General features: G+C 66.9%; 18 protein-coding genes. 11 read left to right on the top strand and 7 right to left on the bottom strand.

Translation table 11 applies throughout. The features are described 5' to 3' along the window. Window positions 1-10: 10 nt before the first annotated feature. Entirely contained in the window at window positions 11-367 is a 357-nt protein-coding gene (locus HAV22_RS24800; RefSeq protein ID WP_166862864.1) for a c-type cytochrome, read from the top strand. Between the two features lie 74 nt (window positions 368-441). Here the strand turns inward: HAV22_RS24800 and HAV22_RS24805 are convergent, their stop codons facing one another. The 4 genes from HAV22_RS24805 to HAV22_RS24820 form a co-directional block, all read right to left on the bottom strand. Further along, on the bottom strand, window positions 442-867 hold the full coding sequence (locus tag HAV22_RS24805; protein WP_166862866.1) for a DUF1841 family protein: 426 nt from the start codon (window positions 865-867) through the stop codon (window positions 442-444). Between the two features lie 74 nt (window positions 868-941). After that, window positions 942-2450, bottom strand: a complete 1509-nt coding sequence (locus HAV22_RS24810) for a retroviral-like aspartic protease family protein (RefSeq protein WP_166862868.1) — start codon at window positions 2448-2450, stop codon at window positions 942-944. A 98-nt stretch (window positions 2451-2548) separates the two neighbouring features. Beyond that, window positions 2549-4144: an aspartyl protease family protein gene (locus tag HAV22_RS24815; RefSeq protein WP_166862870.1), complete on the bottom strand. Its 1596-nt coding sequence runs from the start codon at window positions 4142-4144 to the stop codon at window positions 2549-2551. Between the two features lie 118 nt (window positions 4145-4262). Beyond that, on the bottom strand, window positions 4263-4964 hold the full coding sequence (locus HAV22_RS24820; RefSeq protein ID WP_229421404.1) for an RNA pyrophosphohydrolase: 702 nt from the start codon (window positions 4962-4964) through the stop codon (window positions 4263-4265). Window positions 4965-5198: 234 nt separating this feature from the next. Between HAV22_RS24820 and HAV22_RS24825 the strand changes: the two genes are divergently transcribed. Together HAV22_RS24825 and HAV22_RS24830 are read left to right on the top strand one after the other, a co-directional pair. After that, window positions 5199-6932: a proline--tRNA ligase gene (locus HAV22_RS24825; protein WP_166862872.1), complete on the top strand. Its 1734-nt coding sequence runs from the start codon at window positions 5199-5201 to the stop codon at window positions 6930-6932. Beyond that, window positions 6932-7582 (top strand): lytic transglycosylase domain-containing protein, encoded by a 651-nt coding sequence (locus tag HAV22_RS24830; protein ID WP_166862874.1) that lies wholly within the window; start codon window positions 6932-6934, stop codon window positions 7580-7582. The genes HAV22_RS24825 and HAV22_RS24830 overlap by 1 nt, the downstream gene beginning before the upstream one ends. Before the next feature lie 121 nt (window positions 7583-7703). Here HAV22_RS24830 and HAV22_RS24835 read toward each other — a convergent pair whose 3' ends face one another. Beyond that, entirely contained in the window at window positions 7704-8597 is an 894-nt protein-coding gene (locus HAV22_RS24835; RefSeq protein WP_166862928.1) for a LysR substrate-binding domain-containing protein, read from the bottom strand. Between the two features lie 86 nt (window positions 8598-8683). On the opposite strand from HAV22_RS24835, the gene HAV22_RS24840 reads away from it, so the two are divergent. Continuing rightward, window positions 8684-9448, top strand: coding sequence for a sulfite exporter TauE/SafE family protein (locus HAV22_RS24840; protein WP_208296361.1), 765 nt, complete (start codon window positions 8684-8686; stop codon window positions 9446-9448). Window positions 9449-9632: 184 nt separating this feature from the next. Here the strand turns inward: HAV22_RS24840 and HAV22_RS24845 are convergent, their stop codons facing one another. Further along, a complete protein-coding gene (locus HAV22_RS24845) occupies window positions 9633-10037 on the bottom strand; it encodes an SWIB/MDM2 domain-containing protein (protein WP_166862876.1) in 405 nt (134 codons plus the stop codon). A 234-nt stretch (window positions 10038-10271) separates the two neighbouring features. Next, window positions 10272-11639: a signal recognition particle protein gene (gene ffh, locus HAV22_RS24850; protein WP_166862878.1), complete on the bottom strand. Its 1368-nt coding sequence runs from the start codon at window positions 11637-11639 to the stop codon at window positions 10272-10274. 262 nt (window positions 11640-11901) lie between these two features. Between ffh and HAV22_RS24855 the strand changes: the two genes are divergently transcribed. From HAV22_RS24855 to HAV22_RS24885, 7 genes are all read left to right on the top strand, one after another. Next, on the top strand, window positions 11902-12876 hold the full coding sequence (locus HAV22_RS24855) for an ABC transporter substrate-binding protein (RefSeq protein WP_166862880.1): 975 nt from the start codon (window positions 11902-11904) through the stop codon (window positions 12874-12876). Between the two features lie 89 nt (window positions 12877-12965). Continuing rightward, on the top strand, window positions 12966-13799 hold the full coding sequence (locus tag HAV22_RS24860; RefSeq protein ID WP_166862882.1) for an ABC transporter permease: 834 nt from the start codon (window positions 12966-12968) through the stop codon (window positions 13797-13799). Window position 13800: 1 nt separating this feature from the next. Continuing rightward, window positions 13801-14595 carry an ABC transporter ATP-binding protein gene (locus HAV22_RS24865; protein WP_166862884.1) on the top strand — a complete coding sequence of 265 codons (795 nt, stop codon included), beginning with the start codon at window positions 13801-13803 and terminating at the stop codon, window positions 14593-14595. Between the two features lie 50 nt (window positions 14596-14645). Further along, window positions 14646-15449: a cytochrome C assembly family protein gene (locus HAV22_RS24870; protein ID WP_166862886.1), complete on the top strand. Its 804-nt coding sequence runs from the start codon at window positions 14646-14648 to the stop codon at window positions 15447-15449. After that, the gene (locus HAV22_RS24875) at window positions 15446-15718 is read left to right on the top strand and encodes a PP0621 family protein (RefSeq protein ID WP_166862888.1); all 273 of its coding nucleotides are present in this window, start codon (window positions 15446-15448) and stop codon (window positions 15716-15718) included. Before HAV22_RS24870 ends, HAV22_RS24875 begins: the two co-directional genes overlap by 4 nt. Window positions 15719-15726: 8 nt before the next feature. Further along, a complete protein-coding gene (locus HAV22_RS24880; protein WP_166862890.1) occupies window positions 15727-17397 on the top strand; it encodes a sensor histidine kinase in 1671 nt (556 codons plus the stop codon). 22 nt (window positions 17398-17419) lie between these two features. Next, window positions 17420-18883 (top strand): sigma-54-dependent transcriptional regulator, encoded by a 1464-nt coding sequence (locus tag HAV22_RS24885; RefSeq protein WP_166862892.1) that lies wholly within the window; start codon window positions 17420-17422, stop codon window positions 18881-18883. Window positions 18884-19022: the final 139 nt, after the last annotated feature.

Consider the following 19022-nt stretch of genomic DNA (forward strand, 5'->3'; position numbering starts at 1 on the left):
GGAGCGCGCCATGAACAAACTGATCGTCGCGCTGTCCCTGGGCGCCGCAACCCTCGCCTTGTCCGGCCAGGCCCTCGCATCGGGCGATGCCGCCAACGGCGCCGCACTGGCGAAAAAATACAACTGCGCGTCGTGCCACGGCGCCGACTTCAAGACGCCGATCGACCCGAGCTATCCCAAGCTGGCCGGCCAGCACGGCGACTACCTCGTGCACGCGCTGACCGCGTACAAGCGCGGCAACAAGGCAGCCAACGGCCGCAACAACGCGATCATGGCCGGCATGGCCCAGCCGCTGTCCGATCGCGACATGGCGGACATCGCCGCCTACCTGGAAAGCCTGCCCGGACCGCTCGTCACGAAACGCTGAACGGGGCGCGCCCATGAAAAATCCCTCGCGCCGGCACGTCCGGGACGAGGGATTTTTTTCGTGCGGAGGTCCGCTCAGCGCACGCGCCTGCGCACGCACGCGACGTACGCGTCCGTGTCCGGCTGCGTGCCGTGGCGCTGTGCCGACCAGATCATCTCGCCCAGGCATTCCATCATCTCGTGGTGCGCCTCGTGCTCGCCGACGCGCGCGGCGAGCAGCTCGAACGCGGCGCGGATGCCGCGCGGCTGGTCGATCGACACCTGTTCCGTGATCGACAGATGCATCGACAGGTGCAGGAACGGATTCGGCTGGCCGCCCTCGACGGCATAGTCGCGCGCCACGGCTTCTTCGGCGTCCGCCAGCGCGTCGTGGTATTCGGGATGCTGCTCGATCCAGTCGGCCGCGATGGCATCCATCGGGGTCAGGATCTCGCCGGCGCGGCGCTTGCGGTAGGCCTCGCAGAAGAAGCGGCGGACGTCGTGGGAGGAGGGGGTGAACATGGCGGGACCGTCGGAAACACTGGTGGAAGGGCGCCATTGTAGCGCGCCGCCGCCCATTCCGCCGGCGGGCCGCGTCACAGGTCCGATGCGCAATTCGCGTGCAGGGCCGTGCGCAGCGCGCCGGCGTCGAGCGTCTCGCCGCGGGCCTCATGCCATTCCGTCATGAACGCCTGGGCCGTGCACGTGCGGTCGCGCGCGAACGCCGCGTCCTTGCCCGCCTCTTTCAGCAGACGCGCGGCATCGATCCTGCCGAGGTAGAAATCGGCGATCGGCCTGGGCCAGTCATCCTCCTTCTGGCGCTTCAGCGCGGCAACCAGTTCCGTCTGCGCCAGCGCGGACTCGCCGTTGCGCACGCGGGCGACGTACAACCACAACGGGCCGTAGCGATGGGCCGGCAACTGGTCCAGCGCGCGCCGCAGTTGCGGGATCGCCTTGTCCGGGTGCCCGTCCAGCATGTCCCGGCGGCCGACCTCCAGCACCGCGTTCGGCTGACCGGCGGCCGCGGCCTTGTCCAGCCAGGCCTCGGCCTGCTTCGTGTCCGCTTTCACGCCCCAGCCGTTCTCGTAGATATTGGCCAGCGCATACTGGGCGTCGCCGCTGCCGGCGTCCGCTTCCGCGCGCATCCACGGTTCCAGGCCCGTGCCGCGCGTGAACACATCGCCGCCCAGGTAGGCGATGTACAGGTTCCTCTGGCTCATCGCGAACAGCACGCGGTGCGCGCGCAGGAAGTCCTGGCCCAGCAGCACGTCGAAGTCACGCGCGCCCTGCGGGTCGATGACGCCGATTTCGACGTTGCCAATGGCTTCATCGCCGAATCGCACGGTCTTGACGGGCGCGACCCAGAGCGGCGCGCGGTCCTTGCCGACACCGCCAGCGTCGCCGAGACGGACCGCGCCCGGCCCGTTGACGTCGATGCCGGCCCGCTTGGCCGCGTCCAGCGTGATGACGGTGCGGTGCGCGCCGGAGTCGATGATGGCGTCCATCTCCTTGCCGTTGACCACGATGGTGAAGTGCGGATTCGGACTCGGATCGTCGGTGCGCTCGAACGGCAGCACGATCGTGGGTTCCTTCCACAGCAGCAGCTGCGTCTTGTCGCAGTCGCGCGACTTGAAGAACGTCATCCGCTTCGCGCGCAGGTCGAACTCCAGGTCCGTCTGCAGCAGGACGGGCGCGCCGAGGATCGCGTCGAAGGCCGGCGTGTGCGACATGCTGCCGATCACGGTCAGCTCGGTCCGGGAGTTGTTGTGCATCGGGCCGATCGAGAATTCCTTCGCCCGGGTCCTGTAGAGAAGCGCGGCGCCGCCGATACCCTCGATCCAGGTGCCGGTGAGGTGCAGGGGCAGGTCGCGCCGCGTCGCGCCGTTCATGGTCAGCGAGGTCTCGGAGCTGCCCGTATCGACGAGCATCGCGGCCGGCATGCCGTTGATGGTGCCGTCGACGGCCGGGACGAGGCTTTCGCCCACGTAGCGCAGGGGCAGGCTGCCCAGTTCCGTGTAGGTGCATTGCGAGGCGTCGCCGGCGGCGTGCGCGAGGCCGGAGATCAGGCAGAACAGCAGCGGGGCGATACGGAGAGTCGTGTTCATGGGTGTGCGTTGGATGAATCTGTCGGGCCGTGCGGTGTCATGGGGCGGCGGCGCGGGTCTCGTTTCAGGCCGCCGTGCCGGCGTCCCGTGCACGGCCATCACGGCGCCGCGCCCCCGGTCGGCAGCGGCTCGGCCGGGGGCTTCGGCGCCGCCGGGGCCGCCGGTGCAGGCGCCGCACAGCTTGCGCGCAAGGTCGCCTTCAGCGCGATGGCCTCGGCCGTTTCGCCGCGCGCGTCGTGCAGTTCCGCCATATAGGCATCGGCCATGCACGTGCGCGCGTGCGCGAGCTTCGCGTCCTGCCCGGCTTCTTCCAGGAGCTGCGCCGCATTGGCCTTGCCGAGGTAGAAGTCGGCGATCGGGGCCGGCCAGTCGTCGTTCTTCTGCCGTTTCAGCGCGGCTTCCAGTTCCGTCTTCGCGAGGTCGGCCTCGCCGTGGCGCACGCGCGCGACGTACAGCCATAATGGGCCCACGCGGTCGGCCGGCAGCTCGTCGAGCGCGCGCCTGAGTTGCGGGATCGCCGTGTCCAGGTGCCCGGCCAGCATCTGTTGGCGCGCAACGAGCAGCGTCGCATTCGGCTGGCCGCCGGCCGCCGCCTTGTCCAGCCACGTCTTCGCCTCGGCCGGGTCGCGCGCGACGCCACGGCCGTTGACGTACATCGTGGCCAGCGCGTACTGGGCGTCCGCATTGCCTTCGTCGGCCTCCTGGCGCATCCACGGTTCCAGTCCGGTGCCGCGCGTGAACACGTCGCCGCCCAGGTAGGCGACGTACAGTTTTTCCTGGCTCATCGCGAACAGCACGCGGTGGGCGCGCAGAAAGTCCTGGCCCAGGTACACATCGGCGCCGTGCGAGCCCTGCGAGTCGATCACGCCCAGCTCGACGTTGGCGATGGTTTCGTCGCCGAGCTTGACGCTCTTGACGGGGACGACCCAGTACGGCGCGCTGTCGGAACCCACGCCGCCGGCATTGCCGATGCGGATGGCGCCCGCGCCCTTGACGTCGATGCCCGCGCGCTTCGCTGCGTCCAGCATCATGAAGCTGCGGCGCGCGCCCGAGGCGATCACGGCGTCCAGCTCGCGGCCGTTGACGACGACCGTGAAGTGCGGGTTCGGACTCTGGTCGCCGCTGCGTTCGAACGGCAGCACGACGGTGTCTTCCTTCCACAGCAGCAGCGGCGTCTTGTCGCAGTCGTGCGGACGGTAGAACTTCATGCGGCGGGCACGCAGGTCGAGTTCCAGGTCCATCTGCAGCAGGAAGGGCGCGCCGAGGATGGCGTCGAAGGATGGGGTGAACGTCATGCTGCCGATGACGGTCAGCTCCGTGCGGTGGCCGCTGTGGATCGGACCGATGGAAAAATCCTTCAGCCTGGCCGTGTAGAGGCGCGACCGGCCGCCGATTCCCTCGACCCAGTGCCCGGTCGGGAACAGGCCCAGGTCGCGTCGCGTCGCACCGTTCCTCGTCAGCGAGGTCTCGAACGCGCCCGTGTCGACGAGCATGATGGCCGGGATGCCGTCGATGGTGCCCTCGACGGCGGGCATGAGGCTTTCGCCCACGTAGCGGATCGGCAGGCCGCCCACGTCGACATAGGTGCACCGCTTGACGTCGTCCTCGGCGCGGGCGAGGCCCGACAGGCACAGCAGCAGGGCGGTGGCGCGGACGAGGCGGGAACGGCGCAGGGCGCTGTTGATCGTGATCATACTGACAATTCTACAGCGCAACTTTTCAAAAAAGACATTCCAAAAAAGCAAAAAGGCAAAGACAACCGCTCGCACGGCTGCTTTGCCTTTATTTTGTTGCTTCTGCGCTACTTGCGCATCATTCCTTGCGCGTGGCTCCTTGCTGCGCCAACACCGCCTTGGAACTGCCCGCTGCGTCGGCGATGGCCTTGCTGGCAGCCGCCACCGCCTTGCTGCTGGCGTTGGCGTTGGCACCGGTGGACGCGGCCTTGCCGCCGCCATTGCCATTGCCGCCATTGCCACCGCTGCCGCGCCGGTCGTGCGGCTGGCGCAGGTAGCGCGAACTGTGCCGACGGTCGCCGTTCGCGGGCCACGTGATGAAACGCGATAGTTCCTGCAACGCGCGCTGGTACACGTCGCGCTTGAACTCGATGACGACGTCCAGCGGGACCCAATAGTCGTGCCAGCGCCAGGCGTCGAACTCGGGGTGGTCGGTCAGGCGCAGGTTGACGTCGTTGTCGCGTGCGACCATGCGCAACAGGAACCAGATCTGCTTCTGTCCGCGATAGTGACCACGCACTTCGCGCTTGATGAAGTGATCGGGCACCTCGTAGCGCAGCCAGTCGCGGGTGCGGCCCACGATCTTGACGTGTTCCTGGCGCAGGCCGATTTCTTCCTCGAGCTCGCGGTACATCGCCTGTTCCGGCGTCTCGCCGTATTTGATACCCCCTTGCGGAAATTGCCAAGAATGCTCACGCACCCGCTTGCCCCACCACACTTCGTTGTTGGCGTTCAGCAGGATGATGCCGACGTTGGGGCGGAACCCTTCACGATCGAGCATAATTCACCTCGAAACTTTCTGCCGGCCGATTCCTCTTAGTTTTTACTTACAAATCCCCGGAGACTTGCTGAACCCGCAAGGCTCCTCAGGTGCTGAAGTCGTTTACCTGCATAGGAACAACAGTCTGCACCACTTGTTTTGGATCCATTTGTATAAAGATTGGATGCATCAGCCAGCTAATCCTTTAAAATTAGGTCGATTATAACCCTCTCTTTTTAAAAAGAATTCACCGATATGCGTGCCTCACGATTTTTTATCTCAACGCTCAAAGAAGCGCCCTCCGACGCCGAGATCGTCAGCCATAAATTGATGATGCGCGCCGGGATGATCAAGCGACTCGGCTCCGGCATCTATACGTACATGCCGCTGGGCCTGCGCGTCATCCGCAAGGTCGAGGGCATCATCCGCGAAGAGATGAACAACGCAGGCGCGATGGAACTGCTGATGCCGATGGTGCAACCGGCCGAGCTGTGGCAAGAGACGGGCCGCTGGGACAAGATGGGGCCGGAACTGCTGCGCCTCAAGGACCGCCACGGCCGCGACTTCGCGCTGCAGCCGACGTCGGAAGAGGTGATCACGGACGTCGTGCGCACGGAAGTGAAGTCGTACCGCCAGCTGCCGCTGAACTTCTATCACATCCAGACGAAGTTCCGCGACGAGCGCCGTCCCCGCTTCGGCCTGATGCGCGGCCGCGAGTTCACGATGAAGGACGCGTACTCGTTCGACCGCGACGTCGAAGGCATGCAGAAGTCGTACGAGACGATGTTCGATGCCTACGTCCGCATCTTCAACCGCTTCGGCCTGAAGTTCCGCGCGGTGGCCGCCGACAACGGCGCCATCGGCGGCACGGGCTCGCACGAGTTCCACGTGATCGCCAGCACCGGCGAGGACGCATTGGTCTACTGCCCGCAATCGGACTACGCCGCCAACATGGAAGCGGCCGAGGCGCTGCCGCTGGTCGCCCAGCGCGGCGCGGCCACGCAGCCTCTGACCAAGGTGTCGACGCCGAACATGACGAAGTGCGAGCAGGTCGCCAAGCTGCTCGGCATTGACCTGGCGCAGACCGTCAAGTCGATCGCGCTGACCGTCGAGAAGGACGACAACGGCCGCCAGGTCAAGGAAAACTGGCTGCTGCTGCTGCGCGGCGACCATGAGCTGAACGAAGTCAAGGTCTCGAAAGTGCCGGGCCTGAAGGACTTCCGCTTCGCCAGCGAAGCCGAGATCCAGGACGCCTACGGCACCGTGCCGGGCTACCTCGGCCCGATCAATACGAAGCAGCCGGTCAACATCGTGGCCGACCGCACCGTCGCCAACATGGCCGATTTCGTGTGCGGCGCCAACGAGGCCGAGTATCACCTTACGGGCGCCAACTGGGGCCGCGACGTCGCGGAACCGGTCGTCGCCGACCTGCGCAACGTGGTCGAAGGCGACGCGTCGCCGGACGGCAAAGGCGTGCTCGCCATCGAGCGCGGCATCGAAGTGGGCCACGTGTTCCAGCTCGGCACCGCATATTCCGCCGCGATGAACTGCGTCTACCTGGACGAAAAGGGCCAGCCGGCCCCGATGCAGATGGGCTGCTACGGCATCGGCGTGACCCGCATCCTGGGCGCCGCCATCGAGCAGAATTTCGACGACAAGGGCATCGTCTGGCCGGACGCCATCGCGCCGTTCGAGCTGGTGCTGTGCCCGATGGGCTACGACCGCAGCGACCTGGTGAAGGCCGAAACGGATCGCCTGTACGCCGAGCTGCAGGCGGCCGGTGTCGACGTCATCGTCGACGACCGCGGCCTGCGTCCGGGCGCCATGTTCGCCGACTGGGAACTGGTGGGCGTGCCGCACCGCGTCGTCATCGGCGAGCGGGGCCTCAAGGAAGGCAACCTGGAATACCAGGGCCGCCGCGATGCCGAGGCGACCGCGGTTCCCGCCGCGGACATGGTCGGCTTCATCAAAGGCAAACTGGGTAAGTAATGGCACGACGGTTGATTGCCCGGGCAGCAGCCCGGCTCGGCCCGGTCTTGCTCGCCGCTGCGTTGTTGAGCAGCGGCGCGGCGCAGGCCGGCAACCAGAAGGAAGAGCTGCTGGGCGACGCCGTGCGTCTGGCGCTCGAACACGCGATCCGCGACGGCCGTCCGCCGAAGCCGGTCTTCCGCGACGAGGTTGCGCGCGTGCGTTATCAGCAGTGGTTCGACGCGATGTCGGCGCGCCTCAAGCGCCGCCTGCCGGACGACCAGACGCGCACGGAATTCCTCGAGTCCGCGTGGTACGAAGCGACGCGCGCGGGGCTCGATCCGGGGCTCGTGCTCGGACTGATCCAGGTCGAGTCGGCGTATCGCAAGTACGCCGTGTCGATGGTCGGCGCGCGCGGCTACATGCAGGTGATGCCGTTCTGGACGAAGGTGATCGGCGATTCGAACCGCCGCGCGCTGTTCGACATGCAGACCAACCTGCGCTACGGCTGCTCGATCCTGCGCATGTACATCGACATGGAAGGCGGCAACCTGTATCTCGCGCTGGGCCGCTACAACGGCAGCCGCGGCAAGCCGGAGTATCCGAATGCGGTGCTGGCGGCGTGGAAGAACTGGGAATTCAAGCAGGACGTGATGATCTCGAGCCGCTGATTGGTGAGGCGTTCGGTGGGCACGGGGTGCCCACCCTACGGCATGAATAAACGTTTGGTGGGCACGGGGCCCCACCCGGTACTGCATAAACAAACGTAGGGTGGGCGGCCTCCGCCCACCATCACGCACGGATTTCTTCGACTAATTGCTGCGCATGCCGCGGCAACCCATCGAAGCTGCGCATGCACAGCGTGAGCTGGCGCACCGCCCACGCGTCGGCCAGGTCCAGCACCGCGATGTCCATCGTGCGCGCGCAGCGCCGCGCGGCCGGTTCCGACACGATCCCGATCCCGACCCCGCTCTCCACCATGCGGCATACCGCGTCGAAGCTGCGCAGGCGCACGCGCGCGCGCAAGGTGCGACCGGCGCGTTCGGCCTGCTGGCTCAGATAACGGAACAGCGCGCTGTCGCCCGTCAGCGCGATGTGGTCGAAGTCCACGAGGCGCGCGAACGCCACCGCCTGGCCGTCCTGCGTGACGAGCGTGCGCGCCAGCCCCGGCTGAGCGACGGCCACCAGACGGTCGGTGCAGAACGGGAAGGTCTCCAGGCCGGTCAGGTCCACCGTGTCGGCGACGATGCCGAGGTCCGCGCCGCCTTCGCGCACGGCGCGCGCGATGTCGCTGGACAGGCGCTCTTCCAGGTCGATGTCGACGTCCGGGTGGCGCCCCATGAAGCCCGCCAGCGCCTCTGGCAGGTATTCGGACAGCGCCGCCGTATTGCACAGCAGCCGCACCTGGCCCTTCAGCCCCGCCGCGTGCTCGCCCAGCTCGGCGCGCAGGCGCGCCAGTTGCTGGAACACGAGGCGCGCGTGGCGCTGCAGCGCGAGGCCCGCCGCCGTCGGCTGCACGCCGCGCCGGCCGCGCACGAGCAGCGGCACGCCCAGCGCCGCTTCCATGTGCTGGATACGCTCGCTGCTGGACGCCAGCGCCAGGTGCGCCCTGGCCGCGCCGCCCGTGATGCTGCCCGCGTCCACGACGTGCAGGAACAGCTGCAGGTCCACCAGATCGAATCGCATCATTCCTCCGTGATTTCGGCTGTGCCGAAGGCTGGCTGCGGAAATTCCGCATTGGCGAGCGCCCCTGTCCAGGGCAGAATCTCCACATGGATACTATCTCGTTCGCGCACGGTCCGCATGACCTCGTGCTGATTTTCGCCGTGTTCGTGCTGGCAGGACTTGTCAAGGGTGTTGTCGGCCTCGGACTGCCGACGGTGGCGGTGGGCCTGCTCGGCATCGTGATGGCGCCGCGCGAGGCCGCCGCGCTGCTCGTCGTGCCTTCGCTTGTGACGAACGTCTGGCAACTGCTGGCCGGACCCGCGTTCGGGTCGCTCGTGCGCCGTTTGTGGCCGATGCTGGTCGCGATCGTCGTCGGCACGGTCGGCGGCGGCGTTCTGCTGCCGGGTGCCGGCGGCGCCGACGCCGCGGCTGCGCTGGGCGGGGCGCTGCTGCTGTATGCGGCGGCCGGGCTGGCGTCGTTCGTGCTGCACGTGCCGGCCGGTGCGGAGCGCGGCGCGAGCCCGCTCGTGGGCCTGGTCACGGGGCTCGTCACGGCGGCGACGGGCGTCTTCGTGATCCCGGCCGTGCCTTATCTGCAGGGGCTGCGCCTGGAACGCGACGCGCTCGTGCAGGCGCTGGGGCTGTGCTTCACGGTGTCGACGGTGGCGCTCGGCGCGTCGCTGCTGCTGGCGGGCGAGTATCCGGCGGGGGCGGCCGGGATGTCGCTGGCGGCGCTGGTGCCTGCGATGATCGGCATGATGTGCGGGCAGTGGATACGGGGGCGCATCCGGCCGCAGACGTTCCGGCGCTGCTTCTTCGTCGGGCTGCTGGCGCTTGGCGTGCATCTGATGCTCAAGCCGTTTGTGGCGTGATGCATGCGTTTGGTGGGCAAGGGTTGCCCACCCTACGTCAGGGCAGGGCCGTGGAGGGCAACGGGAGAAGATCGTAGGGTGGGCACCCCGTGCCCACAATCGACGCTGGCGAGTCGAAAACAAAAAGCCCCGGCTCGCCGGGGCTTTCTGTATCGGGGCCGGTGGGACGGCCAGCGAGGTGTTCTTATTTGAGGTGATCCGAGATCAGCTTCGTCATTTCGAACATCGACACCTGCGCCTTGCCACCGAAGACGGCTTTCAGCTTGTCGTCGGCGTTGATCATGCGACGGTTGGCCGCGTCCTGCAGGTTTTGTGCCTTGATGTAGTCCCAGACTTTCTTCGTCACTTCCGTACGCGGCAGCGGTTTCGCGCCGACGACGGCGGCCAGCGTTGCCGACGGGGTCATCTCTTTCATGAAAGCGGCGTTCGGCTTGCGGGCCGCTGCCGGCTTCTTTGCTGCTGCGGTTGCTTTCGGTGCTGCTGCTTTGGCAGGAGCTGCTGCCTTTTTCGCTGCGGGCTTCGCCGCCGCGGCAGGCTTGGCAGCGGTTTTCTTGGCGGGTGCTGCGGTGGTTTTTTTGGCTGTTGCCATCTTCGAGCCTCCTAAACGGAACACATGGAAATTTGCGCGTGAGCGCACCCGGCTTATATTGGTAGGGTTTTAGTGTTCGTGCAAGTCTTTTTCGAAATTTTTTCACTCTTACAAGGCCTAAATCGACCGCTTGTGTTACCCGGGGCTCCCTGGAGGGGGAAAACGGGCGTCCCAAACGCAAAAAAGCCGTGCGGACGGGGCGTCGGGCACGGCTTTCGTGGAAGCGGGCAGGGATCAACGCATGCCAGGCATCATGCCCTTCATACCACGCATCATCTTCATCAGGCCGCCGCCCTTGAGCTTCTTCATCATCGTGTTCATCTGCTCGTACTGGGTCAGCATGCGGTTCACTTCCTGCACCTGCACGCCCGCGCCGGCCGCGATGCGGCGCTTGCGGTTGGCCTTGATCAGTTCCGGCTTGGCGCGTTCGGCCGGCGTCATCGAATCGATGATGCCGCACATCCGGCGCACCTGCTTCTCCGCTTGATCCATGTTGGCGCCGTTGGCGGCCTGCTGGAACTGGGCCGGCAGCTTGTCGAGCAGGCCGGCCATGCCGCCCATCTTCTTCATCTGCGCGAGCTGGGCACGGAAGTCGTTCATGTCGAACTTGCCGCCCGATTTGATCTTGTTGGCCATGTCGGCCGCGGCCTTCATGTCCACGCCCTTGCGCGCTTCCTCGACGAGGGCGAGGATGTCGCCCATGCCCAGCACGCGGTTGGCCATGCGGGCCGGATCGAAGGCTTCCAGGCCGTCCAGCTTTTCCGACACGCCGGCGAACTTGATCGGCTTGCCCGTCACGTGGCGCACGGACAGCGCGGCGCCGCCGCGCGAATCGCCATCGAGCTTGGTGAGGATCACGCCCGTCAGCGGCAGCGCCTCGTTGAACGCTTTCGCCGTGTTGATCGCGTCCTGGCCGACCATGGCGTCGACGACGAACAGCGTCTCGATCGGATTCACGGCCGCGTGCACGGCGGCGATCTCCTGCATCATCGCTTCGTCGATCGCGAGACGGCCCGCGGTGTCGATGATGACGACGTCGTGGTAGTGCTTCTTCGCCCAGTCGATCGCGTTCTTCGCGATGTCGACCGGCTTGTCGCTGGCCGTGGACGGGAAGAAGTCGGCGCCGACCTGCTTCGTCACCGATTCCAGCTGCGCGATTGCGGCGGGGCGGTACACGTCGGCGGAGACGGTCAGGACCTTTTTCTTCTTCTCTTCCTTCAGGTATTTGGCGAGCTTGCCGGTGGTGGTCGTCTTGCCGACACCCTGCAGGCCGGCCATCAGGATCACGGCCGGCGGCTGCTGCGCGAACGACAGTTGCGACGCGTCCGGGCCGAGGTCGGCGCCCATCAGCGCGCCCAGTTCCTTTTGCACGACGCCGACGAGGGCCTGGCCCGGCGACAGCGAGCCGATGACTTCCTCGCCCAGCGCCTTTTCCTTCACTTTGGCGATGAATTCGCGCACGGCCGGCAGCGCCACGTCGGCCTCGAGCAGGGCCAGGCGCACTTCGCGCAGCATCTCGGCGGTATTGGCCTCGGTCAGGCGGGCCTCGCCGCGCATCGTCTTGACGACTTTGGCGAGACGTTGGGTCAGGTTATCCAGCATGTTCTACCTTTTGTACTGATATATATATGAGCGGGCAACGCACAAACGTCCATTCTACCCCATGTGAGGGCGCGTTTTCCCCTTCGCAAGCCGCGCGGTCAAGCGTTTCGTTTGATTCTTGGTAAACGCTGCCGGGACGGTTTGACAATGCATTGCTTCCCGTTTATTTTCCACAGGTCCACGGCGGCCACGTCCGTTCGCGGCCGCTGCAGCACATGCAGTTCATTCCAATAACGATCGTACCCAATCGGAGAGAGAGGCAATGAAAGCAAACGTGTTCCGCAAGACCCTCGTCGTCGCCGCGCTGCTGGCCGCGGGCGGTGCCCAGGCCCAGGACGTCGTCCGGCTCGGCAATCTCAAGTTCGCGCACTACGGTGCCGTCTCGTACATCAAGGAAATCGCACCGAAATGCGGCATCAAGGTCGAGGAGCGCGTGTTCGCGAAGGGCCTGGACGTGATGCAGGCCATCATCGCGGGCGAGCTCGACGTCGGTGCGACGGCGTCCGAGGCCGCCATCTCGGGCCGCGCCGGCGGTGCGCCGATCTACGTCGTGGCCGGCTTCGCCAAGGGCGGCGTGCGCCTCGTCGCGCGGACGGACGGCGGCATCAAGGGCGTGAAGGACCTCAAGGGCAAGAAGGTGGGCGTGACGCGCGGCGGCATCCAGGAAGTGCTGTTGATGGCCGAGCTGCAGAAGGCGGGCCTGTCCGCCGACGCCGCGCCCGGCAAGGACGTGCAGATCGTCTACCTGGCCTACGCGGACCTCAACCAGGCGCTGCTGGGCAAGAACATCGACGCCATGATGCAGTCGGAGCCGCAATCGTCGCAGGCGATCAACAAGGGCTTCGGCGTCGAAGTCATCAAGCCGTACGACACCCCGATCGGCGAACCGGTGCGCACGATGGTCATGACGGAGAAGTTCTATGGCACCAAACATGCGGTGGCCGAGAAATTCATGCGCTGCTTCGTGATGGCGACGAACGCCTTCATCAAGGACCCCGCGCTGGCCGAGAAATACGTGCGCGAAGTCGTGTTCAAGGGCCAGATCACGAAGGACGATTTCGACGACGCGATCAGCAATTCGCCGTACTCCTACGACATCACGCCGGCGCACATCCAGACCACGACGGACATCATGGTCAAGACGGGCGTCGGCCGGATGGCCAAGCCGCCGGTGGCGACGCAGTGGGTCAAGACGGATCTGCTGGACGAGGCCAAGAAAAGCCTGAATATCAAATGATGTTTGGTGGGCGGAGGCCGCCCACCCTACGATTGCAGTGACGTAGGGTGGGCACCCCGTGCCCACCATTTGCGTGCGGGGGAACTGGAATGACGAAACGCAGGTGGCAAGACATCGCAATCGGCATGGTCGTGCCGGTCGTCGCGATCGCGATCTGGCAGTGGGTGGCCGGCATGGGATGGGTCAACGAGAACATCCTGCCGTCGCCGCTGCAGGTCTGGCGCAAATGGGTCGCGTACCTGCTGCCGCTGCAGGACTTCGCGACCTGGCACGAAACGAACCACGGCAACTGGTTCGCGTGGGCCGTGTCCGGTGAGTTGATCACGGACGCCATTGGCAGCTTGTACCGCGTGATCGTCGGCTTCCTCGTCGGCGCGGGCCTCGCGCTGCCGGTGGGCCTCGTCATGGGCGCGAGCCGTGTCGCGTATGGCTGGCTGAACCCGCTGTTCCAGCTGCTGCGGCCCATTCCTCCGATCGCCTACATCCCGCTGTCGATCCTGTGGTTCGGCCTCGGCAATCCGCCCGCCATTTTCCTCATCGCGCTGGGCGCCTTCTTTCCCGTGCTGATGAATACGATCGCAGGCGTGCGCCAGGTCGACGGCATCTACCTGCGCGCGGCGCGCAACCTCGGCGCGAGCGGGCCGACGATGTTCCTGCGCGTGATCCTGCCGGCGGCCGTCCCGTACATCCTGACCGGCATGCGCATCGGCATCGGCACGGCGTTCATCGTCGTGATCGTGTCCGAGATGATCGCCGTGAACAACGGCCTCGGCTTCCGCATCCTCGAGGCGCGCGAGTACTTCTGGTCCGACAAGATCATCGCCGGCATGATCACGATCGGCCTGCTGGGCCTCGCCATCGACGCCGGCATGAACCGGCTGAACAACTATCTGCTGCGCTGGCACCGCGGCCTGGAGCATTGACATGGCTGCACACATCGTGATCGACAAGGTCAGCAAGGTGTTCGACGGCGACGGCCGCAGGATGGTCGCGCTGCAGGACATCACGCTCGAGATCCCGCGTGGCCAGTTCGTCTGTCTGCTGGGGCCTTCCGGCTGCGGCAAGTCCACGTTGCTGAACGCGGTCGCCGGCTTCGCGCCGCCCACGTCGGGCACCGTGGTGGCCGACGGCGTTCCCGTCACCGGACCCGGACCCGAGCGGGGCATGGTGTTCCAGGAATATGCGCTGTTCCCGTGGATGACGGTGGAGCAGAACGTCGGCTTCGGCCTGGAGATCAAGGGCATGGCGCGCGCGCAGATCGCCGCACGCGTGGCCGAGCTGCTGAAACTCCTGTCGCTGGAAGACTTCGCCAAGCGCTACCCGAAGGACCTGTCCGGCGGCATGCGCCAGCGCGTGGCGATCGCGCGCGTGCTGGCGCTCGACTCGCCCATCCTGCTGATGGACGAACCGTTCGGCGCGCTCGACGCGCTCACGCGGCGCAACCTGCAGGACGAGTTGCTGCGCCTGTGGGCGGAACTGAAGAAGACGGTCATCTTCGTCACGCACAGCATCGAGGAAGCGATCTACCTGGCCGATCGCATCGTCGTCATGACGTACCGGCCGGGCACGATCAAGCGCGACATGCTCGTCGAGCTGCCGCGTCTGCGCGATCCGGCCGCGCCCGAGTTCAACGCACTCAAGCGTGAACTGGGACTGATGGTGATGGAAGAGCAGCAGCGCCACCACGACGCCGAAATCAAGGCCGCCGCTGTCGATTGATAAAAAGCCAAGCTGTTCCCGCCCATTCCGGATGGTGTAGACTCGCGCGTATGCAACTTACCCTATTCATCGCCGCGGCCATCCTGTACGCGGTATGCGCCCTGCTGCCGTCGCGGCGGGGCTCGGCCATTTCGGCCGTGACGGCCGTGGCCTGGGCCGTGCATGGCCTGGCGCTGTGGCCGGACATCGTGTCGAACGGCACCTTGCGCGTCGGCTTCGCGTTCATGCTGTCGGCCGCGCTGTGGATTTCCGTTGCCGCGTACTGGATCGAGAACCGCAACTTCGCGCTGGACAGCATGCGCCGCATGGTGATGCCGTGCGCGGCAGTCGCGGCGATCCTGCCGCCGCTATTCCCCGGCAACCTGATGCCCGTGCAGGACCAGTCGCCCGCGTTCGGGTGGCACGTCGCGGTCGCGGTGTCGGCGTACAGCACGCTTACCATCGCCGCCTTCCACGCCGTGCTGATGGCGCTGCAGGAGGTGCGGCTGCACACGAAGCGCGCGAACAAGGGCTGGCTGGGGGCCGCGATCGACCAGTTGCCGGCGCTGCTCACGATGGAGCGGCTGCTGTTCCGCATGATCGGCATCGGCTTCGTCCTGCTCAGCCTCACCGTCCTGTCGGGCGTCGTGTTCTCCGAACAGCTGTTCGGCCGCGCGCTGCGCTGGGACCACAAGAACTTTTTTGCGCTGCTGTCGTGGTTCCTGTTCGCCGCACTGCTGGCCGGACGCCGCTGGCGCGGCTGGCGCGGCAAGACGGCGCTGCGCTTCACCTTGGCGGGATTCGCCACGTTGGCGCTGGCGTACGTCGGCAGCCGTTTCGTATTTGAAGTCGTTCTGCACCGGGGGTTCGTATGACGCGACTGCTTTTCTGGATTGCGCTCGTCATCCTCGTGGTGATGGCCGTGCGCAGCAAACTGCGCGCCGCGCTGGAGCGCGCGCAAGGCCAGGGCGCCGGGGCGGCGCCGGCCGGTGCCGACGCGACGGCATGGAGCCGCGTCGAGGACAAGTCCGAACCGATGCTGTGCTGCGCCCGCTGCGGCGTCTATTTCCCGGCGTCCGAAGCCGTGCGGTCCGAAGGCCGCGATTACTGCAGCCCCGCGCACGCGCAACTGGAAACCAGGTAAGCCGCCGCATGGCGCCCTGGCCGTTTCTTTCCGCCGAGTCGCGCTCGACGTTCTGGCGTTCGCTGCAGACGCTCACGGTCACGCGCATCGTGATCGCGCTCGTGCTGTTGCTGTACCTGTCGCTGGACGTGCGCCGCGGCCGCGTGGACGGCACCGTGTATGCCGAGACCTGCATCGCCTACCTGCTGGCCGCGTTGCTGTTCGCCCTCGTCACCCAGCGCTGGCGCCGGCGCTTCCTGTGGCAGTTGTTCGGCCAGGTGCTCGTCGACATCGTGGCGATCTCGCTGCTGTACCTGGCCGCCGGCGGCATGCGCAGCGGCCTGGCGCTGCTGTACCTGTTCCCGCTGGCCGGTGCCGCGATCCTCGCGCCGCTCGTGCCCGCGCTGTTCTCGGCCGCGCTGGCGACCCTGGTCATGCTGGGCGAAAGCACGTGGCAGGCGCTCACGCGCGGCGACGACCTGCCGCTGACCCAGGCCGGCCTGACCGGCGCCGCATTCTTCGCGGTCGTGCTGGTGGTGAACCGCCTGGCGGCGCGCCTGATCAACCAGGAAGAGCTGGCCGCGCGCCGCGGCGCCGACTTGCGCATCCAGCAGGCGATCTACCGCATCGTCGTGGACGACGTGGCCGACGGCATCCTCGTGCTCGGGCGCGACGGCACGGTCTTCGGCGGCAACCCGGCGGCGCGGCGCATGCTGGGGCTCGACGTGCAGCCGGGCGAGGAGGGCACGGCCTTCCTGCTGACCGACGTGCCGGCGCTGGAGCCGGTGGCGCAGAGCTTCGCGGCCTGGGTCGCCCACGGCGCCGGCGCGCCGGACGGCTACGTCACGGTCAAGCGCTGGCACGAGACGGAAGGGCCGGTGCGCGGCCGCCTCGACCAGCCGGTGCACCTGAAGCTGCGCTTCGCGCGCGTGGACACGCCCGAGGGGGCGGCCGAGCGCAGCCTCGTGTTCCTGCAGGACGTGAGCGCCATCGAGAACCAGGCGCAGCAACTCAAGCTCGCGTCGATGGGGCGCCTGACTGCCAGCATCGCGCACGAGGTGAGGAACCCGCTGTCGGCGATCGGCCATGCGACGTCACTGTTGGCGGAGGACCTGCACGGGCCGGCCGAAACGCGCCTGCTGCGCATCGTGAACGACAACGTGGCGCGCGTGAACCGCATGGTCGAGGACATCCTGAAACTGTCGCGCAAGGTGCAGCCGAACGGCACGCCCGTGGCGCTCGACGACTTCCTGCCCGAGCTGCGGGCCGAATTCACGGAAATGCACGACATGGCGAGTGATATAGTGTGGGTGGGCGATGCCGGCGGGCGCAGCGTGCGTTTCGACGGCATGCACCTGCGCGAGGTGCTCGTGAACCTGCTCGGCAACGCGATCCGCTACGCCAGCGGCAAGCCGGCCAGCATCCGCGTGTGCCCCGTCGTCGACCCCACGGGCCGCATGGAATTGCACGTGCAGGACGACGGCCCCGGGATCACGCCGGAAGTGCGCGCCCACCTGTTCGAGCCGTTCTACACGACGTCGAGCAAGGGCACGGGACTGGGCCTGTACCTGGCGCGCGAGCTGTGCCTGAACAACGGCGCGATGCTCGACTACGAATACCGCACGGAGGACACCGGCCCGGACGGCGGCACGGGCGAGGCCAGCGGCCGTTTCGTGATCACCTTCGCCGCATCCATCTAACGTCACGGAAACATAGATAGCCATGAGCTCACCCCGCATCCTGGTGGTCGACGACGAACCCGACCTGCGCGAGCTGCTCGAGATCACGCTGCTCAAGATGGGGCTGGACGTGGACAGCGCGGCGACCGTCCGCGAGGCGCGCGCGCTGCTGGGCCAGAAGGCCTATGCGCTGGTGCTGACGGACATGCGCCTGCCCGACGGCCTGGGCCTCGAACTCGTGCGCGAGGTCGCCGCCAATCATAAAAGCACCCCGATTGCCGTGATCACGGCGTACGGCAGTGCCGAGAATGCCGTCGTCGCGTTGAAGGCCGGCGCGTTCGACTACGTGTCGAAGCCCGTCGTGCTGGACGATTTGCGCGCGATGGTGCGCTCGGCGCTGAAGCTGTCCGACCCGGCCGCGCAGCCCGCGGATGCGCCGGGCGGCACGTCGCGCCTGATCGGGGCGTCGCCCGCGATGCAGGCGCTGCGCGCGCAGATCGCCCGGCTGGCGCGCTCGCAGGCGCCGATCGCCATTAACGGCGAATCGGGCAGCGGCAAGGAACTGGCCGCGCGCGAGATCCACGCCCAGAGCGCGCGCGCCGGCAAGCCGTTCGTCGCCGTGAACTGCGGCGCGATTCCCGAGGCGCTGATGGAGGCCGAGTTCTTCGGCTACCGCAAGGGCGCGTTCACGGGGGCGAACGACGAGCGCGACGGCTTCTTCCAGGCCGCCAACGGCGGCACGCTGATGCTCGACGAAGTGGCCGACCTGCCGCTCGCGATGCAGGTGAAGCTGCTGCGCGCGATCCAGGAGCGGCGCGTGCGCAAGATCGGCGCGACGGCCGAGGAACCGGTCGACGTGCGCATCATCAGCGCCACGCACAAGGACCTCGCGAAGTGCGTGGAGAACGGCAGCTTCCGCCAGGACTTGTTCTACCGCCTGAACGTCATCGAACTCACGTTGCCGCCGCTGCGCGAGCGCCTCGACGACCTGCCGCTGCTGGTGGACGCCATCCTCGCGCGCCTGGCCGGCCCGGGCGGCGCGCGCCTCGGCCCGGGCGTGCTGGACGCGCTGCGCAGCTATGCGTTTCCCGGCAACGTGCGCGAACTGGAGAACGTGCTGGAACGCGCGCTCGCGTTCGCGGACGACGGCGTGATCGAAACGGGTGACCTGCTGCTGAAAGGGGCGAAGATTGGCGATGCGGCCGTCGTGCCGCAGCCTGTGGCCGCTGCGCCGGTTGCGCCGGTTCGCGTGGCGGCGCCGGAAGAGGAGAGCGGCGCCGTGCCGGAAGCCGCCGCGCCACCGCCCGCGTCGGCGCAACCGCCGAGTGCCGACGCATTGCCGAGCAACCTGCCGGACTACCTGAGCCAGGTCGAGCGCGACATCATCCTGCGCGCGCTGAACCAGACCCAGTTCAACCGCACGCAGGCCGCGAGCCTGCTCGGGATCAGCGTCCGGCAGCTGCGCTACCAGATGCAAAAGCTGGATATCCACGCGCCCGAACCGTGAACCGGCGTGGCCTTTTCGCCAACGCAGCAAACCCAAATCGGCGCGTTTTGGGCCGTTTTTGCACGAATAGTAAGCAGCGCGAAACGCGCCAGAAAATCAATGTTAGTGCTTACTTCGGCGTGGAGGCTTCAGGTATCGG

The organism is Telluria antibiotica (genome assembly GCF_011682055.1).
In the GTDB taxonomy this organism is placed as follows: Bacteria; Pseudomonadota; Gammaproteobacteria; order Burkholderiales; family Burkholderiaceae_D; genus Telluria; species Telluria antibiotica.